The sequence below is a fragment of the Dehalogenimonas alkenigignens genome (assembly GCF_001466665.1).
GTDB classification, from domain to species: domain Bacteria; phylum Chloroflexota; class Dehalococcoidia; order Dehalococcoidales; family Dehalococcoidaceae; genus Dehalogenimonas; species Dehalogenimonas alkenigignens.
The window spans coordinates 913,408-928,671 of sequence record NZ_KQ758903.1; the positions used below are offsets into that span (position 1 = coordinate 913,408).

The 15,264-nt window shown below is 57.1% G+C and carries 16 protein-coding genes; 11 read left to right on the forward strand and 5 right to left on the reverse strand.

What is annotated here, in order from left to right; all coding sequences use genetic code 11:
* Positions 1 to 92: 92 nt before the first annotated feature.
* The gene (locus DEALK_RS04900; RefSeq protein WP_058439184.1) at positions 93 to 1,226 is read left to right on the forward strand and encodes a coiled-coil domain-containing protein; all 1,134 of its coding nucleotides are present in this window, start codon (positions 93 to 95) and stop codon (positions 1,224 to 1,226) included.
* Here the strand turns inward: DEALK_RS04900 and DEALK_RS04905 are convergent.
* The gene (locus tag DEALK_RS04905; protein WP_058439185.1) at positions 1,220 to 2,209 is read right to left on the reverse strand and encodes a tagatose 1,6-diphosphate aldolase; all 990 of its coding nucleotides are present in this window, start codon (positions 2,207 to 2,209) and stop codon (positions 1,220 to 1,222) included. The two genes, DEALK_RS04900 and DEALK_RS04905, sit on opposite strands and share 7 nt — an antisense overlap.
* A 147-nt stretch (positions 2,210 to 2,356) precedes the next feature.
* On the opposite strand from DEALK_RS04905, the gene DEALK_RS04910 reads away from it, so the two are divergent.
* The 10 genes from DEALK_RS04910 (at position 2,357) to DEALK_RS04955 (ending at position 12,714) form a co-directional block, all read left to right on the forward strand.
* Positions 2,357 to 2,608 (forward strand): helix-turn-helix domain-containing protein, encoded by a 252-nt coding sequence (locus DEALK_RS04910; RefSeq protein ID WP_058439186.1) that lies wholly within the window; start codon positions 2,357 to 2,359, stop codon positions 2,606 to 2,608.
* Positions 2,595 to 3,284, forward strand: a complete 690-nt coding sequence (locus DEALK_RS04915; RefSeq protein ID WP_058439187.1) for a response regulator transcription factor — start codon at positions 2,595 to 2,597, stop codon at positions 3,282 to 3,284. The genes DEALK_RS04910 and DEALK_RS04915 overlap by 14 nt, the downstream gene beginning before the upstream one ends.
* A 72-nt stretch (positions 3,285 to 3,356) precedes the next feature.
* Positions 3,357 to 5,816 (forward strand): GspE/PulE family protein, encoded by a 2,460-nt coding sequence (locus DEALK_RS04920; RefSeq protein WP_058439188.1) that lies wholly within the window; start codon positions 3,357 to 3,359, stop codon positions 5,814 to 5,816.
* Positions 5,817 to 5,941: 125 nt separating this feature from the next.
* A complete protein-coding gene (locus tag DEALK_RS04925) occupies positions 5,942 to 7,147 on the forward strand; it encodes a type II secretion system F family protein (protein ID WP_058439189.1) in 1,206 nt (401 codons plus the stop codon).
* A gap of 23 nt (positions 7,148 to 7,170) precedes the next feature.
* Positions 7,171 to 7,656, forward strand: coding sequence for a type IV pilus modification PilV family protein (locus tag DEALK_RS04930; RefSeq protein WP_058439190.1), 486 nt, complete (start codon positions 7,171 to 7,173; stop codon positions 7,654 to 7,656).
* On the forward strand, positions 7,656 to 8,213 hold the full coding sequence (locus tag DEALK_RS04935) for a PulJ/GspJ family protein (RefSeq protein ID WP_058439191.1): 558 nt from the start codon (positions 7,656 to 7,658) through the stop codon (positions 8,211 to 8,213). Before DEALK_RS04930 ends, DEALK_RS04935 begins: the two co-directional genes overlap by 1 nt.
* A 17-nt stretch (positions 8,214 to 8,230) precedes the next feature.
* The gene (locus DEALK_RS04940) at positions 8,231 to 9,397 is read left to right on the forward strand and encodes a DUF7305 domain-containing protein (protein WP_058439192.1); all 1,167 of its coding nucleotides are present in this window, start codon (positions 8,231 to 8,233) and stop codon (positions 9,395 to 9,397) included.
* A gap of 28 nt (positions 9,398 to 9,425) precedes the next feature.
* Complete coding sequence (locus DEALK_RS04945; protein ID WP_058439193.1) at positions 9,426 to 10,022, forward strand: hypothetical protein; 597 nt, start codon at positions 9,426 to 9,428, stop codon at positions 10,020 to 10,022.
* Between the two features lie 4 nt (positions 10,023 to 10,026).
* Entirely contained in the window at positions 10,027 to 11,487 is a 1,461-nt protein-coding gene (gene pilM, locus DEALK_RS04950) for a pilus assembly protein PilM (RefSeq protein ID WP_058439194.1), read from the forward strand.
* Positions 11,488 to 11,589: 102 nt separating this feature from the next.
* A complete protein-coding gene (locus tag DEALK_RS04955) occupies positions 11,590 to 12,714 on the forward strand; it encodes a type IV pilus twitching motility protein PilT (protein ID WP_244881579.1) in 1,125 nt (374 codons plus the stop codon).
* 97 nt (positions 12,715 to 12,811) lie between these two features.
* Here DEALK_RS04955 and DEALK_RS04960 read toward each other — a convergent pair.
* From DEALK_RS04960 to DEALK_RS04980, 4 genes are all read right to left on the reverse strand, one after another.
* Positions 12,812 to 13,926 (reverse strand): IS3 family transposase gene (locus tag DEALK_RS04960; RefSeq protein ID WP_099092355.1). Its coding sequence is split into 2 segments (ribosomal slippage): positions 12,812 to 13,662 and positions 13,662 to 13,926, totalling 1,116 coding nucleotides; the frame shifts between segments, so codons are not numbered across the junction.
* Positions 13,927 to 14,049: 123 nt separating this feature from the next.
* Positions 14,050 to 14,388, reverse strand: a complete 339-nt coding sequence (locus tag DEALK_RS04970; protein WP_058439195.1) for a DUF190 domain-containing protein — start codon at positions 14,386 to 14,388, stop codon at positions 14,050 to 14,052.
* Positions 14,388 to 14,774: a fluoride efflux transporter CrcB gene (crcB, locus tag DEALK_RS04975; RefSeq protein ID WP_058439196.1), complete on the reverse strand. Its 387-nt coding sequence runs from the start codon at positions 14,772 to 14,774 to the stop codon at positions 14,388 to 14,390. Before crcB ends, DEALK_RS04970 begins: the two co-directional genes overlap by 1 nt.
* 90 nt (positions 14,775 to 14,864) lie before the next feature.
* A complete protein-coding gene (locus DEALK_RS04980) occupies positions 14,865 to 15,167 on the reverse strand; it encodes a zinc-ribbon domain containing protein (RefSeq protein WP_058439197.1) in 303 nt (100 codons plus the stop codon).
* Between the last annotated feature and the right edge of the window lie 97 nt (positions 15,168 to 15,264).

Genomic DNA, 15,264 nt, shown 5'->3' on the forward strand with positions numbered 1-15,264 from the left:
GCTTAATCGCATCACTACTGATTGACACTGCCCGCTTGTCGCCATATACTTTCGCTGGGGAAAGCCCTCATAAACCCGCCAGGGGGATTATTTTGGATCAGAGCCGCGATGACAATCCCAGCCTTCCACCGACTGAAATAACCGATGAAAACGCGGTCCGCCGTGAATCCACGGGATTAAAGGCGGAGATCCGCACCGCTGCCCAGGCGGCTGCCCGGGAACAGAAGGAACTGCTTCGCCGGCAGGCTAAGGAAGAAGAAAACGCCCGCCGCCGCGCTGAGGCTGAGGCTGCGGCAAACCGGTTGCGGGAGCAGGAGCAGGCGCGTATCGCCGAACGAGAACGCCGCGACGCTGAAGCCCGGGCCAGGCGGGAGTCCGCCGAGAAGGCCAGGGAGGAAGAAGCCGCCAGAATCAGAGCCGAGCGTGAAGCCAGGCATCAGGCGGAAGTTGAAAAACAACAGCGTCGTGAAGCTGAGAAGCAAGCCCGGGAAGAAGCTAAAGAAAGGGAGCGCCAGGCTATTCATCAGGCTGAAGCGGAGAAACGAGCGCGTTTGGAAGCTGAAGCCAGGGCTCGTTCTGAAACCGAAGCGCAGCGCAAAGCCGAAGCTGAGGCGAAAAAACTGGCGGAACGTGAAGCCAAACAAAAGACTGAGCTTGAAGCCCGGGAGCGCCGCGAGGCTGAAGCTCAAGCCAGGCTGGAAGCCCGCCGGAAGCTTGAGGAAGAAAAGAAGGCAGCCGAAGTCGAGAAACGGCGGCAGCAAGAAGCTGACCGAATCGCCCGCCTGGAAACCGCAGCCAGGGCTAAAGAGGAAGCCGCGTCCCGGGCCGCCGCCGAGGAAGAAGCCAGGCAGCAGGCGCGGCTGATGGCTAAAGAAAAAAAAGCCGCCCGCACCAAAGAACAAAAGAAAATCGAGAATCAAGAAGCAGAGTTAGCCTCCGCAGAGGCAACAACGGAGTTACCGTCGGATCTCGGGGAATTTTTACCGGGTGATTACACTCTAAAGTTGAGCGGCTTCAGCGCCGGTGATGTGACTGCCTTCCGTGATAATTTAACCCGCACATCAAATATCAGCCTGCTGTTTATCAGCGGCGGGCCGGCGGGTATTGAAATCCGGCTGCGGCTGGGAGAAACTATCCGGCTGTCTGAAACCCTTGTTGAGATGACCCTGGTCGGTGGGGCTGAACGCGATGGCGAGGTCGTCAGGGTTCTGCGGCGCCGTCAATAGTTACGGTACCATTCGGCATCGACTTCAAATAATTGATCCTTGGCTGCTCCCATTTTCTGATACCATGGCCGGCCGAAGGTCTCGGCAATAGCGGCGATCTCAATGAGCCTCCGGGCTGCAACCGTTTCCAGGAAGCGCCGGCGCTCGATGCGGTTGTCAATGGCGACGGCTTCCTGCCACAGGGCCCGCCCGGCCAAGAACCCGGAAGCCCCGGCGCGGCAGGCGAATTCAACCTGGCGCCGGAACACCTCGTAACTCGCTCCGCCTGAGAGTATCACCCAGGGTTTGCTTGAGGCGGCGTCAAGCCTGCAGCAGGCGTCAGTTAGAGCCTCGTCGTTGGAAATCAGGCCAACGTCGGCGGGGAATTCAGCTTTCAGGACATCTATCGGCAAGCCGGTCATCAGGCGGGCTGTCTCGACGACGATAGATGTCTTCTTCGAGGCAAATGTCGCCGCGTTCTCGCCATGCAGTTGATAAGATACCGGTTCCACCAAAAACGGGATATCCAGTTGCCGGCATTCCGCCGCCACTTTCGCCACCAGCGCCAACTGGTCTGCGGCTAAATCTCCGGAATCCGGTCTGAAGTAAATCAGCATCTTGACCGCTGAGGCCCCGAGCCGTTTGATTTTAGCCACCCCCCAGCCGTCAAGTAGACGGCTCCTGCGGGCTGTTTGATCGCCCTGGTACCCGGTGGCTTCAATGCTAACCAGTAAGCCGGCGCTTTTCGGCAGGACATCGCGGCTGATCGCCTGGGCGGCGCCGTAAATAGGGTCAAGCAGAACGGCGCTGGCATGAGGCGCCAGGGCGGCGCACAAGTCCATTTTGAAATCCACCATATCGTTGTAGCAGCCCTGGCCGGAGACGGCGCAAAGTTCGTGTTCCAGCGAGCCGCGATGGTCCATAGCGGCCATGGTGAACCTGCCGCCGGCTCCGGAGATCAGCTGGAGCCCTCTAACCTTACCTGCGCTTAAACTAAAGTACATGGTTCCATTATGCCCCGCCGAACGTGAAGACGCAAACATCTTTGGAAAAATAGTACTAAAGAGGTATTGTTAGGTAGTATTCGTTGAGGTACAATGCGCAATAGTACCGAATAGTGATATATAGTTAGGTAAAGAAAGGTTTAGATTATGGTGAATGCCAACCGGGCGCCGGTCGTGCCAATGCTTACTTCGTCTGAGGTTGCCGCCATACTGAACGTGCATATCAACACCGTTCGGCGCTGGAGCAATCAGGGCACGCTTAAAGCCTACCAGCTCGGCCCCAGGGGTGACCGCCGCTTCCGCCGGGAGGACATCGAGGAGTTTTTAGCCGGCCACAGCAACCAAAACGGAGAACCCGAGTCCCAGGAGATGAACGGAGCCGCTGATGAACAGAACTAAGGTTATGATCTGCGATGAGCAGCCCTTTTTCCGCGCCGGGGTGGCGCGGGCGCTGGAAGGGCGGCCGAACCTGGAAGTCCTGGAATGCGATCCCAACCAGGATCCGCTGGAGGCGATTGAAGCCGTCCTGCCGGAGATCGTGCTTCTCGGCTCAGACCTGACCACCTCCAACGGCCTTGAACTCGGCCGGAAAATCGTCCGCTATTTTCCCAATACCCGCGTCATTATCCTGTCGCCTGATCCCAACGACACTGAATTGTTCGATGTCATCCGCACCGCCGCCGTGGCCTGCCTGAAGAAAAGCACCACCGCCGTTGAACTGCTGGAAACCATCGACCGGGCATCCCGGGGCGAATATCCTATCAATGAACTGTTGACCACCCGGCCGACGATCGCCGAGCAGGTGTTGAAGCAGTTCCAGGAACTGAATGAGATTGACGCCGGGCTCGACGTAGTCGCCCCGCTGACTCAGCGCGAGCGCCAGATTCTCATCCATGTCACCGAAGGCCATACCAACAAACAGATCGCCGCCGCGCTCAAAATATCGGAGCAGACCATCAAGAACCATATTTCAGCCATCCTGCGCAAGCTGAACGCTAACGACCGGGCGCACGCCGCCGTCCTGGCCATCCGCCGAGGCTATATTCCGCTGGGCAGAGAGCCGGCGGCGGGATGAGCCAATCGCAACAATCAGGCAATTACAGTATAATCAACTGATGTTTGATTATTAAGTTGAAGGAAAGCCTGAATGCCCGCCATTAAAACTTCAGAAAACAAAAATATCGGAAACCGCCTGGCCAATTATATGCGCGGCCAGGGCTATGAGGTCACGGAGCAGGCTAAGCTTCAAGGCCGCTCCGGGCTGGAACATTCTTTTGACCTGCTGGCCCGCCGCGATGATGGTTTTGCCAGCCGCACCATTGCTTTTGCCGTTCTGAACGGCATCACCGACCGCTCTTCGGCAGAAGCGGCGGTTTTCACCTTCGCCAATAAGACCTATGACGCCGGCATCTCGGAGCGGGCCGTCATTCTGCCGACCAATCTGGCCAAGCAGGTCCAGGAATTCGCCGACAGCCAGAAAGTGCAGATGTTTGATGAAGCCTCGCTGCAGGTGCTGCTCCAGGAAGATACGGGAGCGCCGGAGCCGCCCATTGTCCTCGACCGCCCTCTGAAATTCACCGACCGGGCTGACCTCATCAAGACGCTGAAAAAAACCGGTTATAAGGTCGAGGAGCACGCCAAGCTGACCGGCCGCAGCGGCATCCAGCATACTTTTGACCTGGTTGCCAGGCAGAACGGCACCCAGGAGCATCGGCTCGGCATCGATGTTTTCGAACATGGTCCCACTCTGAACCTGGAAGAAATCGCGCTCTTTGATACCAAGGCTTACGACGCCCGCATCAATTCCAAATTCATCGCCACGCCGGCGATCCTGTCTGAGGAAGCCGCCCGGTTTGCCGAGAGCCAGAAGATCCGCATCATTGAACTCGGCGCCCCGGCAGCAAAGGCGAAATCCGAAAGCCCAGCTGAGGCTGTGGAGAAAGTTAAAGCCGTTGCGGTAGAGCCGGCCGCGCCGGCCGAGGTTAAAACAAACGGAGACGCCGCCGAGGCTGCAAAACCCGAGGCGGCTGAGACCAAGCCTGCCGCGCCGACGTCTGAAGTCAAACCTGCCGCCAACGGGGAAGCCAGGGCGTCTGAGAACGGCAAGCTGGGACGGGAACTGCGGCAACTGCCCTCAGCCGAGGCTTTAAAAATCATCCCCGAAATCATGGCCCGGCGCTACAACGCCATTCCGGTCAGGATCTCCGGCAATACCATTGAAGTTGCCATGGCCAACCCCTCGGATATCTTGGCTCTGGAAGCCCTCACCGCCTACTCCAAGCGGCGGGTCAAGGCGCTGCCGGCTGATGAAAAAGAACTGCGGGAAGCCATCGACTTCAACTATAAGGGCTACGGCGAGGTCGATAAATTCCTGTCTCGGATGTCCTTCTCCGCGGACGCCACCGATGAAAAGCTGGCCATGGACGCCGCCGTGGACGCGCCGCTGGCCCAGGCCCTCAACCTGATTATCGAAGAGGCGGTCAAGGCGCGGGCTTCAGACATCCACCTGGAACCGGATGAAGAACGGATGCGGGTGCGTTTCCGTATTGACGGCTCGCTCCAGGAGATGATGAGCCTGCCCATATCGGTGCAGCGCGCTATCATCTCGCGCATCAAGATTCTTTCATCGCTTAATATCGCCGACCATCATCACGCCCAGGACGGCCAGTTCTCCACCCAGGCCGGCGGCCGCACCATTGATATCCGCGTCGCCACCGCCCCCACTGTCCACGGCGAGATGTCGGTGCTCCGGCTTCTGGATAAGTCCCGAGGGCTGATGCAGCTGTCCCAGCTTGGTTTCAACAAGGAGTCGCTGGCCAAATACGAGAACATGCTGCGGATACCCTACGGCATGATCCTCATCTCCGGCCCCACCGGCGCCGGCAAGACGACCACTCTCTACGCCTCGCTTTCCTCGATAGATACCAAAACCAGGAACGTCATCACGGTGGAAGACCCGGCCGAATACCGGTTTAAGGATATTAACCAGATCCAGGTCAATGTCCAGGCCGGCATCACCTTCGCTTCCGGCCTGCGCAGCATCCTCCGGCTTGACCCGGACGTCATCCTGGTCGGCGAGGTCCGCGACGCCGAGACGGCCAACATCGGCGTCCAGGCGGCCCTGACCGGTCACCTGATGCTGTCCTCCATCCATGCCAACGATACCGTCGGCGTCCTTTTCCGGCTGATTGACCTTGGCGTCGAGCCCTTCCTCATCTCCTCGGCCATCATCGGCGTCGTCGCCCAGCGCATGGTGCGCCGCATCTGCCCCTACTGCTCGCACCAGGTCGAGGCCCCCGTCATCGAGCAGGTGGCTTATGAGCGGGAAACCGGAGAAAAACGCGCCAAGTTCACTTACGGCACCGGCTGCAAGTCCTGCGCCTATACCGGCTATCTGGGCCGGGTCGGCGTCTTTGAGATCATGTATTTTTCTGAGACACTTAAACGGATGCTGCTGGACGGCGCCGGCTCCGCCGACATCCGCGCCCAGGCCATCCGCGAAGGCATGGTGACCATGATGAAGGACGGTATGCTCAAGGTGAAAGAAGGCATCACCACGCCGTCGGAAATATTAAGGAGCGCTTATTCGCCGGAAGAGCAGTACTAATTACTTCTGTAGTAATTTTGACTACATCGTAAAAACGATTGCGGCGCGTTGTATAATAGATTGAATGGTGACATTCCGCTAGTTGAAACGTTGTTAAATGATGAAGACCATCGAAGGGTGAACAGATGAACTTCGCTTACGTGGCCTATTCTCAGGACCGCAAGCTGGTGCAGGGTAAAATCTCGGCCGTTGACCGCGACGCCGCCGCCAAACTGCTGCACCACAACGGCTACCAGGTGCTTTCGCTCAAATCCCAATCCAGGCTGTTCTCCGCGGCCGGCTCCTCGATGTTCACCCCCAAGGTCAAGCTGGGTGAAATCATTCTTTTTTCCCGCCAGCTGGCGCTGCTATTAGAGTCCGGCACCGATATCGTGACCTCTCTGGAACTGCTGCAGGAACAAACCACCAACGCCACCTTCAAAAAAGTGCTCTCGGCCGTCGCCAATGACATCCGCGGCGGCTCCTCCCTTTCCGCCGCCATGAGCAAGCATCCCAAGGCCTTCTCGCCGCTGTTCCACCGCGTCCTCTCCGCCGGCGAGCAGGGCGGCAACCTTGAAACCGTCCTCCGCAACATGGCGGACTTCATGTCCCGCATGAACGAAACCCAGAAGAAGATTAAAAGCGCCATGACCTACCCGGTGGTCGTCGCCGTGGTGGCCGTGATCGTCGTCTCCATCCTGATGATCTTCGTCCTGCCCACCTTCACCGACCTCTACCGGCAGCTCGGCACCGAGCTCCCCACCGCCACCCGCATCCTCATCGCCGTGACGGATTTCTCCACCCAGTGGGGCATCTATATCCTCGGCGCCCTGGTCCTCGGCGTTATCGCCCTGATCATGTGGATGCGCACCCCCATCGGCCGCTACAACGTAGACAAAGCCCTGCTGAAGATGCCCGTCATCGGCCGCATCATCCAGCTTTCGGAGCTTTCCCGCGCCTCCCAGACCATCGCCTTGCTCTTCCGCGCCGGCCTGCCGCTGCCTGAGATCATGGTCCAGGCCGGGAATGCCACCTCCAACAAGATCATCGGCGAGGCCATTGGCGAGGTCCAGAAGGAACTCATCCGCGGCGAAGGCCTCTCCGGGCCCATGACCCGCCGCAAGGTCTTCCTGCCGATGATGGTGCAGATGGTCGGCGTCGGTGAGGAAACCGGTAAACTGGACGATACCCTCTCCACCGTCGCCCACACCTATGATATGGAAGCCGACGACCGCATCAAGGGCGCCATCGGCCTCATTCAGCCCGCCATGACCGTCATCATCGGTCTGATCGTCGCTTTCATCGCCGTCGCCCTGGTTTCCTCTATGTACTCCATGTACGGGCAGCTTTAATGCGTAGAAGGAGAGGTGGCCATATGGCCGCCCCGGTGAACAATAGAATAAGGCTCAAGAAAAACGGCTTCAGCTTCATCGAAGTGCTGATAGCGATGTTGATTCTCACTGTCGTGGGTGTAGCCTTTTTGATAACTCTTCAATACGCTTTAAGGGCCAATATGCTGGATGACGCTAAGTCAACCGCTGAAAGTCTTGCCCGGAGCCAATTGGAAAGCATAAAAAAGGAAGCCTACCTGGATTTCTCTAAAGTGCCGGTTGATCCGCTAAGGCCTAAAGATGCTTACGATATTGTGTCGTTTACCGGCGATTTTGCTATAACGGTAACTATCGAACCCGTAGACCCTACTGCTGGTACCCCTAATACAATAATTCAAAATTCCCCAGACGTTTGGTCTTGGGATAGGGGCATCCAAAAAATTACTGTTTTCGTCCAATTTGATGTCAGTAACAATCCTAATGTGTGGGACGGCAGCGTCACCATCGAAGGTTATAAGGTGAACCGGTGATGAACGCTCGGCGTATATTGAATAAATCAAAATCCGCCCGCGGTTTTACTCTCATTGAGATTCTTGTCGCCATGGCTATTCTGACTGTGATCATGGCTGCTGTGGCTATGACCACCATGTCTATTTTCAATACCAATGATCTTAGCCAAAACCGCACCCTGGCGATAAGGAACGTACAGAATGCCGGCCAATGGATGAGCCGTGACGCTTTGCAGGCGACAGGTATGTCATTTGGCGGCGTGAATGGCTTCACGCTGACTCTAACAGAAGACCTTACAACCTACATCGGCAGCCCAAGCGTAAAGGTGATAACCTATCAGATTGTTGGCAACAATTTGCAGCGAACAGAAACCCTTAATGCGGGAACCCCCTCAACACAGACTATCGCCTCAGGTGTACAATACTTTGCGGATATTGCTGACGCCACTGCGCCAACCTGGTTTCGTCAGGCCGGAGCTGTGTTTGAATTGAAGATTACCGTGGTTGTTGGTACCGGGAAAAATGCCGCTACAGAAGTTCGTTTTTATAAGATAGAGCCGCGCCCTGACAACGTATAGGGCAAGGGGGTAGGGAGATGAAAAAACTGATAAGGTTCGGCAGACGGCAAAACGGTCAGGCGTTGATTCTCGCCATGATCATGCTTGCAATAGGCGGGCTCATTATTGGCCCCTTGGTCGGGCTGGTCACCACCAGTTTGAACGTCGGGCGGCATGTTGAAATCCAGGTTGAGGACTATTATGCCGCCGATGCCGGCGTTGAGCACGCCCTTTGGGAAATCCGGCAGGATCCCCAGGACTCATCCAGGGTGCCGGTGATGGTGACAGATTTCAGGGAATTCAACTTACTTACACCGACCAATGGTGAGACCGTTCACGTAAAAGTCACTAAACAAGCCTCCAACCTTTATAAGGTAGAGTCATCCAGCACCGGCTCAGGTTCTAATACGCTGATTACGGCCTTTATCATTAGCACAAACCTGAACATTTTCGATGGAGCGATGGTTGCCAGTAACGATATCACTCTGAAAAAAGATGCGACAATAGATGGTGATGTTTTCGCATTGGGTGAGTTTGATGCCCAGGGTGGCTTGATACATACAGACACTGCAGATGGTGTGCCGGAGGTAATTGAAAACGCCACTGGTTTAGTGTTCCCGACCGCTCAGGAAAACGCAGCTTTCGCTCTTGGGTTTAAGACAGAGGCAAAGGTCGGCGGGACAATAACTGGCAATTATAAGATTAACGATCCGCCCGGTGCCAGCATCACGGTGGATTTTGGTCCGAAATACATAACCGGGAACCTCACCACAGACAAAAATATTATTATTAACCTGCATGGCACAATATATGTCGAAGGGACTATTGACATTGGACAAGATACCCTTATACAAGGCACAGGCAGCATAGTTGCCGTCGGTAATATCGGGTTTGAGAAGGTCGGCAACTACGGCACGAATCCCACCGGCAACGATGTGATCTTTTCCGTCAACGGCAGCATTGATTTCCGTAAGGAAGCGGATCTGGAAGCCCTGATCTATGCCCCCAACGGCGGCATATCCTTTAAGAAAGAAGCGGAAATCATTGGCAGTGTAATCTGCGGCCAGGGTATCGATGTGCCGGAAGATATCAGTGCGGATAAGAACTTTTCTATTACTTACAATCCCGAGTACAAAGATACGATGTCTCTTCCGGGTTTCAATCCAACCGCCGTCCGCGCCTGGAACATCACCGCTGCGCCCTAACCCCCAACAACCAAAACAAGGAGCTTGAATGAGAATCAGCAAAGTTTTCATCACCATCCTCTTCCTGGGGCTATTCATCATCGCCGGCGTTCTGCTCTATATGCTGTGGCAGGATGAGCTTGACCGCCGTGAAACCCAGGAGGCCAGCCTGACCTCCACCCAGGCGTTGCTGCCGCCCATTCAGGCTAACGTCGCCGCCGCCCAGGCGGACCTTACCGCCGCTCAGGCCAAATTGGCCGCCGCCCGTGAATCGCTGGCGGAGTGGCAGGCCGTCTGGCCCACCCCGCCGCCCGTGGCCGCCATCCAGACCATAGACTACGGCTCCAAGCTGTTCATCCTGGCCGCCAACAACCAGCTCAACCTGGTGGAGTTCCGCGGCAATGAGCCGTCCTCCGTCACCATCGGCGGCATCAAGTACCAGTCCACGGACATGGAGATCAAGGTCTCCGGCGCCATCCTCAAGATCAATGATTTCATCGGTAACCTGGAAACCTCGGATCCCTACCTGACCGCCACCATTGACGCGGTCAACATCACCTTCTACACCGAGTTCGATCCTGAGATCGGCGGCGTGCCGCTGCCGGATGCCGCCATCACCATCAACATTCTGGCGCTGGAAAGGTAAGCCGATGGCAAAGAAACTGACTACTATCTATATCGAAGATAACGAGATCAAGCTCATGGTCACCGCCGGTAAAACGGTGGAAAAATGGGCTTCCATGATGCTGGATTCCGGCATGGTCAACGAGGGCGTCATCATGCAGGAAGACGCCGTGGCGGAGCGCATCCGCTCCCTGGCCTCTTCCCACGGCGTCAGCGGCGAAGTCACCGCCGCCATCTCCGGCCTGAACTCCATCTTCCGTCTGGTCAACCTGCCGGAAGTCCCTAAGAACATCCTCGACGATGCTATTATGGCCGAAGGCGCCCGGGTCATCCCGGTGCCCATGGACCAGGTCTATCTCTCCCGCCAGGAGCTGCAGACCAAAGCCCCTCACGAGATGCGCTTCTTCCTGGCCGCCCATCCCAAGAACGCTACCGATGCCCTGGTGCGCACCATCCAGAAGGCCGGCCTCAAGATGAAGATTATGGATATCGCGCCGCTGGCCCTGGGCCGCAGCGTCCACGTCCCCCGGTCGGTGGTCGTCAACACCTGGCTGTCGTCCATTGACATCATCATCCTGGTTGACCGCGTGCCGGAGGTCATCCGCTCCTTCTCCATTCCCATGGACGTCGGCTCTGACGCTGAGCGGCTGATGTCCATCGCTGAGGAAATCTCCCGCACCGTCACCTTCTACAATTCCTCCCACTCGGAAGCCCCCTTCGGCGCCGATGTCCCCGTCCTGGTCGCCGGCGAACTCGCCCGCAATAAAGATGCCTGGACGGTGCTCGGCGGCGATGAAGGTCATCCGGTGGAAGCCATGACCAGTGGTTTCACCATGCCGGAAGGCTTTGACATGACCCAGTACATGGTCAACCTGGGCATGGCCGTTCGCCTGGCTGGCGACGGCGAATACGGTTCGATGATTGACCTTAACGCCATGCCCGCCGCCTACCTGCCGCGCGGCGTCAACTGGTTCAACATCCTGGCGCCGGTCGCCGGCGTTCTCCTCCTCGGCGCGCTCTATTACGGCTGGACCTATGTGGAAGACATCAAGACGGAAACTGACACCATCCAGCCCAAGATTGATGCCCTGATGATTCAAATCGGGCAGGAGCAAGCAAAACTCACCGGTCTTAAACAGCAGACTGAAGAGGTTACTACACTCATTCCACCAATTGATAAAGAGGCTTTAGCCTTACGATCTGCTTACGAAAACCTGAGGGAACAGCGCGAATTTGCTTCCGGCGCAGTGCGAAACGCGTGGATCCAGAAACCGTTACTTACGGTTACTCTTGAAAGTGTAGTATGGAGCGGCGACACGCTCACCATAAAAGGAATAGCTTCAAAATCTGAAGCCGAGGTCTTCCTCTACGCCACCCAGCTCCGCAACACCCTGCGTTTTGAGAATGTCGTCGTCACCGAAATTATCAAAGAACTCACTGTAGATACCAAGGTGTATGTCTATAAGTTCACCCTGACGGTTTACTGATTCGTTCGTTACTGATATCGAGCCCCGCTTCAGGGGCTCGATATCGGCGGGTTTCTCATCCAATCGGCGTCGTCCAAATACCGGAAGGTAGCTCGTTGTCTTATGATGGATATCTTTGACCTCATCACCCAGGCTAAAGACCGCGGCGGGTCTGACCTCCACATGGTGGTGGATTCGCCGCCCTTGGTGCGCGTCCGCGGCTCTTTAGAGCCCCTGGACGGCGCCGCGCTGACCCCGCAGGACAACATCGCCGCCCTGTCGCAGTTGGCGGAACCGCGTGACCTGGAGACTTTCCAGCGTGAGCTGGAGCTTGATTTCGGCTTCACCATGCCCGGCGTCGGCCGCCTGCGCTGCAACGCCGCCCAGCAGCGGGGCGCGGTATCCTTGGCCATCCGCCTGCTGCCGCCGGACATTCCCACCATAGATGAGCTTGAGCTGCCTCAGATCTGCAAGGAACTGGTGATGCGCCCCCGTGGTCTGGTAGTCGTTACCGGCCCCACCGGCTCCGGCAAGTCCACCACCCTGGGCGCCATGATCCAGCACCTCAACCACAACGCCGCCAAGCACGTCGTCACCATCGAGGATCCCATCGAATACGTCCACCCCTCCATCCGCTGCGCCGTCACCCAGCGCCAGCTCGGCACCGATACCCGTTCCTTTTCCCAGGCCTTGAAGCACGTCCTGCGCCAGAACCCGGATGTTATCATGGTCGGCGAGATGCGTGACCTTGAGACCGCCGCCGCCGTGCTGACCGTGGCCGAGACCGGCCACCTGGTGCTGACCACCTCCCACGCTCCCTCCACCCATCAGGCGCTGGAGCGCATCATTGACCTCTTCCCGCCGCATGAGCGTCACCTGGCCTATACCCGCCTCGCTTCGCTCCTAATGGGCGTGCTGTGCCAGACTCTGGTGCCCCGCGCCGCCACCAACGGCCGCATCGCCGCCGTGGAGATCATGCTGGCCAACACCGCCGTCCGCAACCTCATCCGTGAGGAAAAGCTCTACCAGGTGCCCAATGTGGTGCGCACCAGCCGGGATGAGGGTATGCTGACGCTGGATGAGTCGCTGGTGGACCTTTACAAGCATGAGAAGATCACCCGTGAGACGGTCTATGACTACTGCGCGGATACCGAGGAGATTGAGCGCCTGTTGGGCGCCCGGCCGAGGGCTGCGGCTAAGCGGAAGGCTGGCGGCGGTGGTGGGATGTACGCCTGTTTTCTAAGTTAGTCCATCCGTTGTTATTGTATCATGGTTCTAGCTCGGGCGATCTACGGAGTTGCTCGTCTGATTGATAATGACCTGCCCCCGATAGCGATACCACTTCTTAAGTAGTTATTGCAGCTATCTTGGCCTCTGGCGCCGGTGGACGGTAGCCGAGTGAGCTGTGGGGCCGGATCTGATTGTAGTCCCTCCTCCACTGCTCAATCAATACCTTCGCCTCAGTTAACGTACTGAATATTTCCCGGTCCAGGAGTTCATCACTGAGCTTGCCATTGAAGGACTCAATGTAGCCGTTTTCCCATGGGCTCCCTGGCTCGATGAATAGCGTTTTAACTCCAATCCTGGCCAGCCATTTGCGTATCTGCCTGGCGGTGAATTCGGTTCCATTGTCGGAGCGGATGTACTCAGGTATTCCCCGGAGCACAAAGAGTTGGAAAAGCTGGTCTATGACATCATGAGAAGGGATACTGCGGGCCACCAGCAGCGCCGGGCACTCCCTAGTGAACTCATCGATAATGGTCAGTATCCTGAAAGCCTTGCCGTTCTCTGTCCTACGTTTAACAAAGTCGTAGCTCCAAACGTGGTCCTTGTGTTCCGGCCTCAAACGGATGCACGAGTTGTCGTTAAGCCATAGTCTTTTACGCCTTGGTTGCTTCTGGGGCACCTTTAAACCTTCCTGCCGCCATATTCTTTCCACCCTCTTGTGATTTACCATCCAGCCTTCCGATTTGAGCATAGCCGTAATACGCCGGTAGCCATACCGGCCAAACTTGGTGGCCAGGGAAATGATATCGTCCGTCAGACTCTCCTCTTCGGCACTTGAGTTGTGACTCCGCCGTTGAGTAGATCTCGTCTGACCTAATACCATACATGCCCGCCTCTGGGAGATATGAAGTGCATCCGATATTCGGATAATCACCTTCCTTCTCCTGGACGGGCTTAGGAGTTTCCCCGGGCGGCTTCGGCCAGGATGGCCTTATCGAGAGATAGATCAGCCACCAGGCGCTTCAGGCGTGCGTTCTCTTGTTCGAGTTCCTTAAGTCGTTTTGCCTGCTCGATGCGCATGCCACCGAACTCCTGGCGCCAGCGATAATAGGTGCAGTCGCTGACTCCGATCTTCTTGAGCATTACGGAGAGGGTAGTACCTTGGCTGATAAGGACCTCAGCCTCTCGGAGCTTGTTGATGATCTGCTCTGGCGTGAAAGATTTCCTGGGCATCTGCTTCCCCCTTTCTTATTTTCCAGTCTAACATGAAACTGGACTCGTTTTAGGGGGTCAGGTCATCAGCCCCTGGCGGCAGTGAATCGTTTCAATCGTTTTTACAATGTAAAATTTAAGATATCAACTGCTGGCGCCGTAGCGGATAACCCTGACCTTTTCCATCGTGATCAGCCCGTCGCCCATCAGCTTCTCGACCTCCGGCAGCACCCCGTCCAGGTGCTCCTGAGAATCCACCACCTCGATGACCACCGGCAGGTCCTGGGACAGCCTCAGCAGGTGGGTGGTGTGGATGTGGCTGCGAGCTCCAAACCCGCCGATACCGCGGAGCACCGTCGCCCCGGCCAGGCCGCGGCTCTTGAACAACTCCAGCAGCGTCAGGTACAGCGGCCGGCCGCTGTGGGTATCAGACTCGCCGATGAACACCCGCATCAGGACCTGTTCGCCCTCTATCTTGCGCATCAGGCGCCTCCCGCGATTAATTTACCCGCTGCCATCCCGGCCACCACCCCGATAATACCCAACACCACTGACCCCGCGATGTTCCCGGCGGCGGCTCCCCAGGCGCCGTCCTGGATCATCCGCACCGTTTCGTAGCTGAACGTGGAGAAAGTGGTGAAAGCGCCCAAAAACCCGACCGCGGCGGCGGTGCGCAGGTGGGGCGGGATGAGGTCGGTATTCAACCCGAGGTGCATTAAAAAACCCAACAGAAAGCTGCCCAGGAGATTGACCGCCAGCGTACCCCAGGCAAAGCTCTGTCCTAGGGCGGCATGGACGGCGCCGGACACGGCGTATCGGGATAAAGAGCCCAGAGCCCCGGCCGCGGCGATCAGCAGAATAGTAGTCACGGCGCTATTTTAAGAGGAGAAGTAAAAGAATACAAAAAACACGGAGCCTTGCTAAAGGGCTCCGTGTTTGATTCAATTGTCTGGCGGCTTTTAGTAGGCGCTTTTGGACTTGGCGAAACAATCGCTGCAGTAAACAGGGCGGCCGTTGCGCGGTTCGAAGGGGACCTGGGTCTCGCGGCCGCACGCGGCGCAGACAGCGGGGAACATCTGGCGGGGACCGCCGGCGGAAGCGCCGCCGCCACCACCGCGGGTCTGTTTCCGGGTTTGGCGGCAGGAAGGGCAGCGTTTGGGCTCGTTGGTGAAGCCCTTGGAGGCGAAGAACTCCTGCTCGGAAGCGCTGAAGGTGAAATCAGCGCCGCAGTCTGCGCATTGGATGATTTTGTCCTGGGCCATGGGATGACACTCGCTCCTTTTTTTATTATACTTTGGTTTACGGTTAGGTCATCCGGACCTCGGGACAAACCTGGGTTGGGATACCAACTTTCAACCG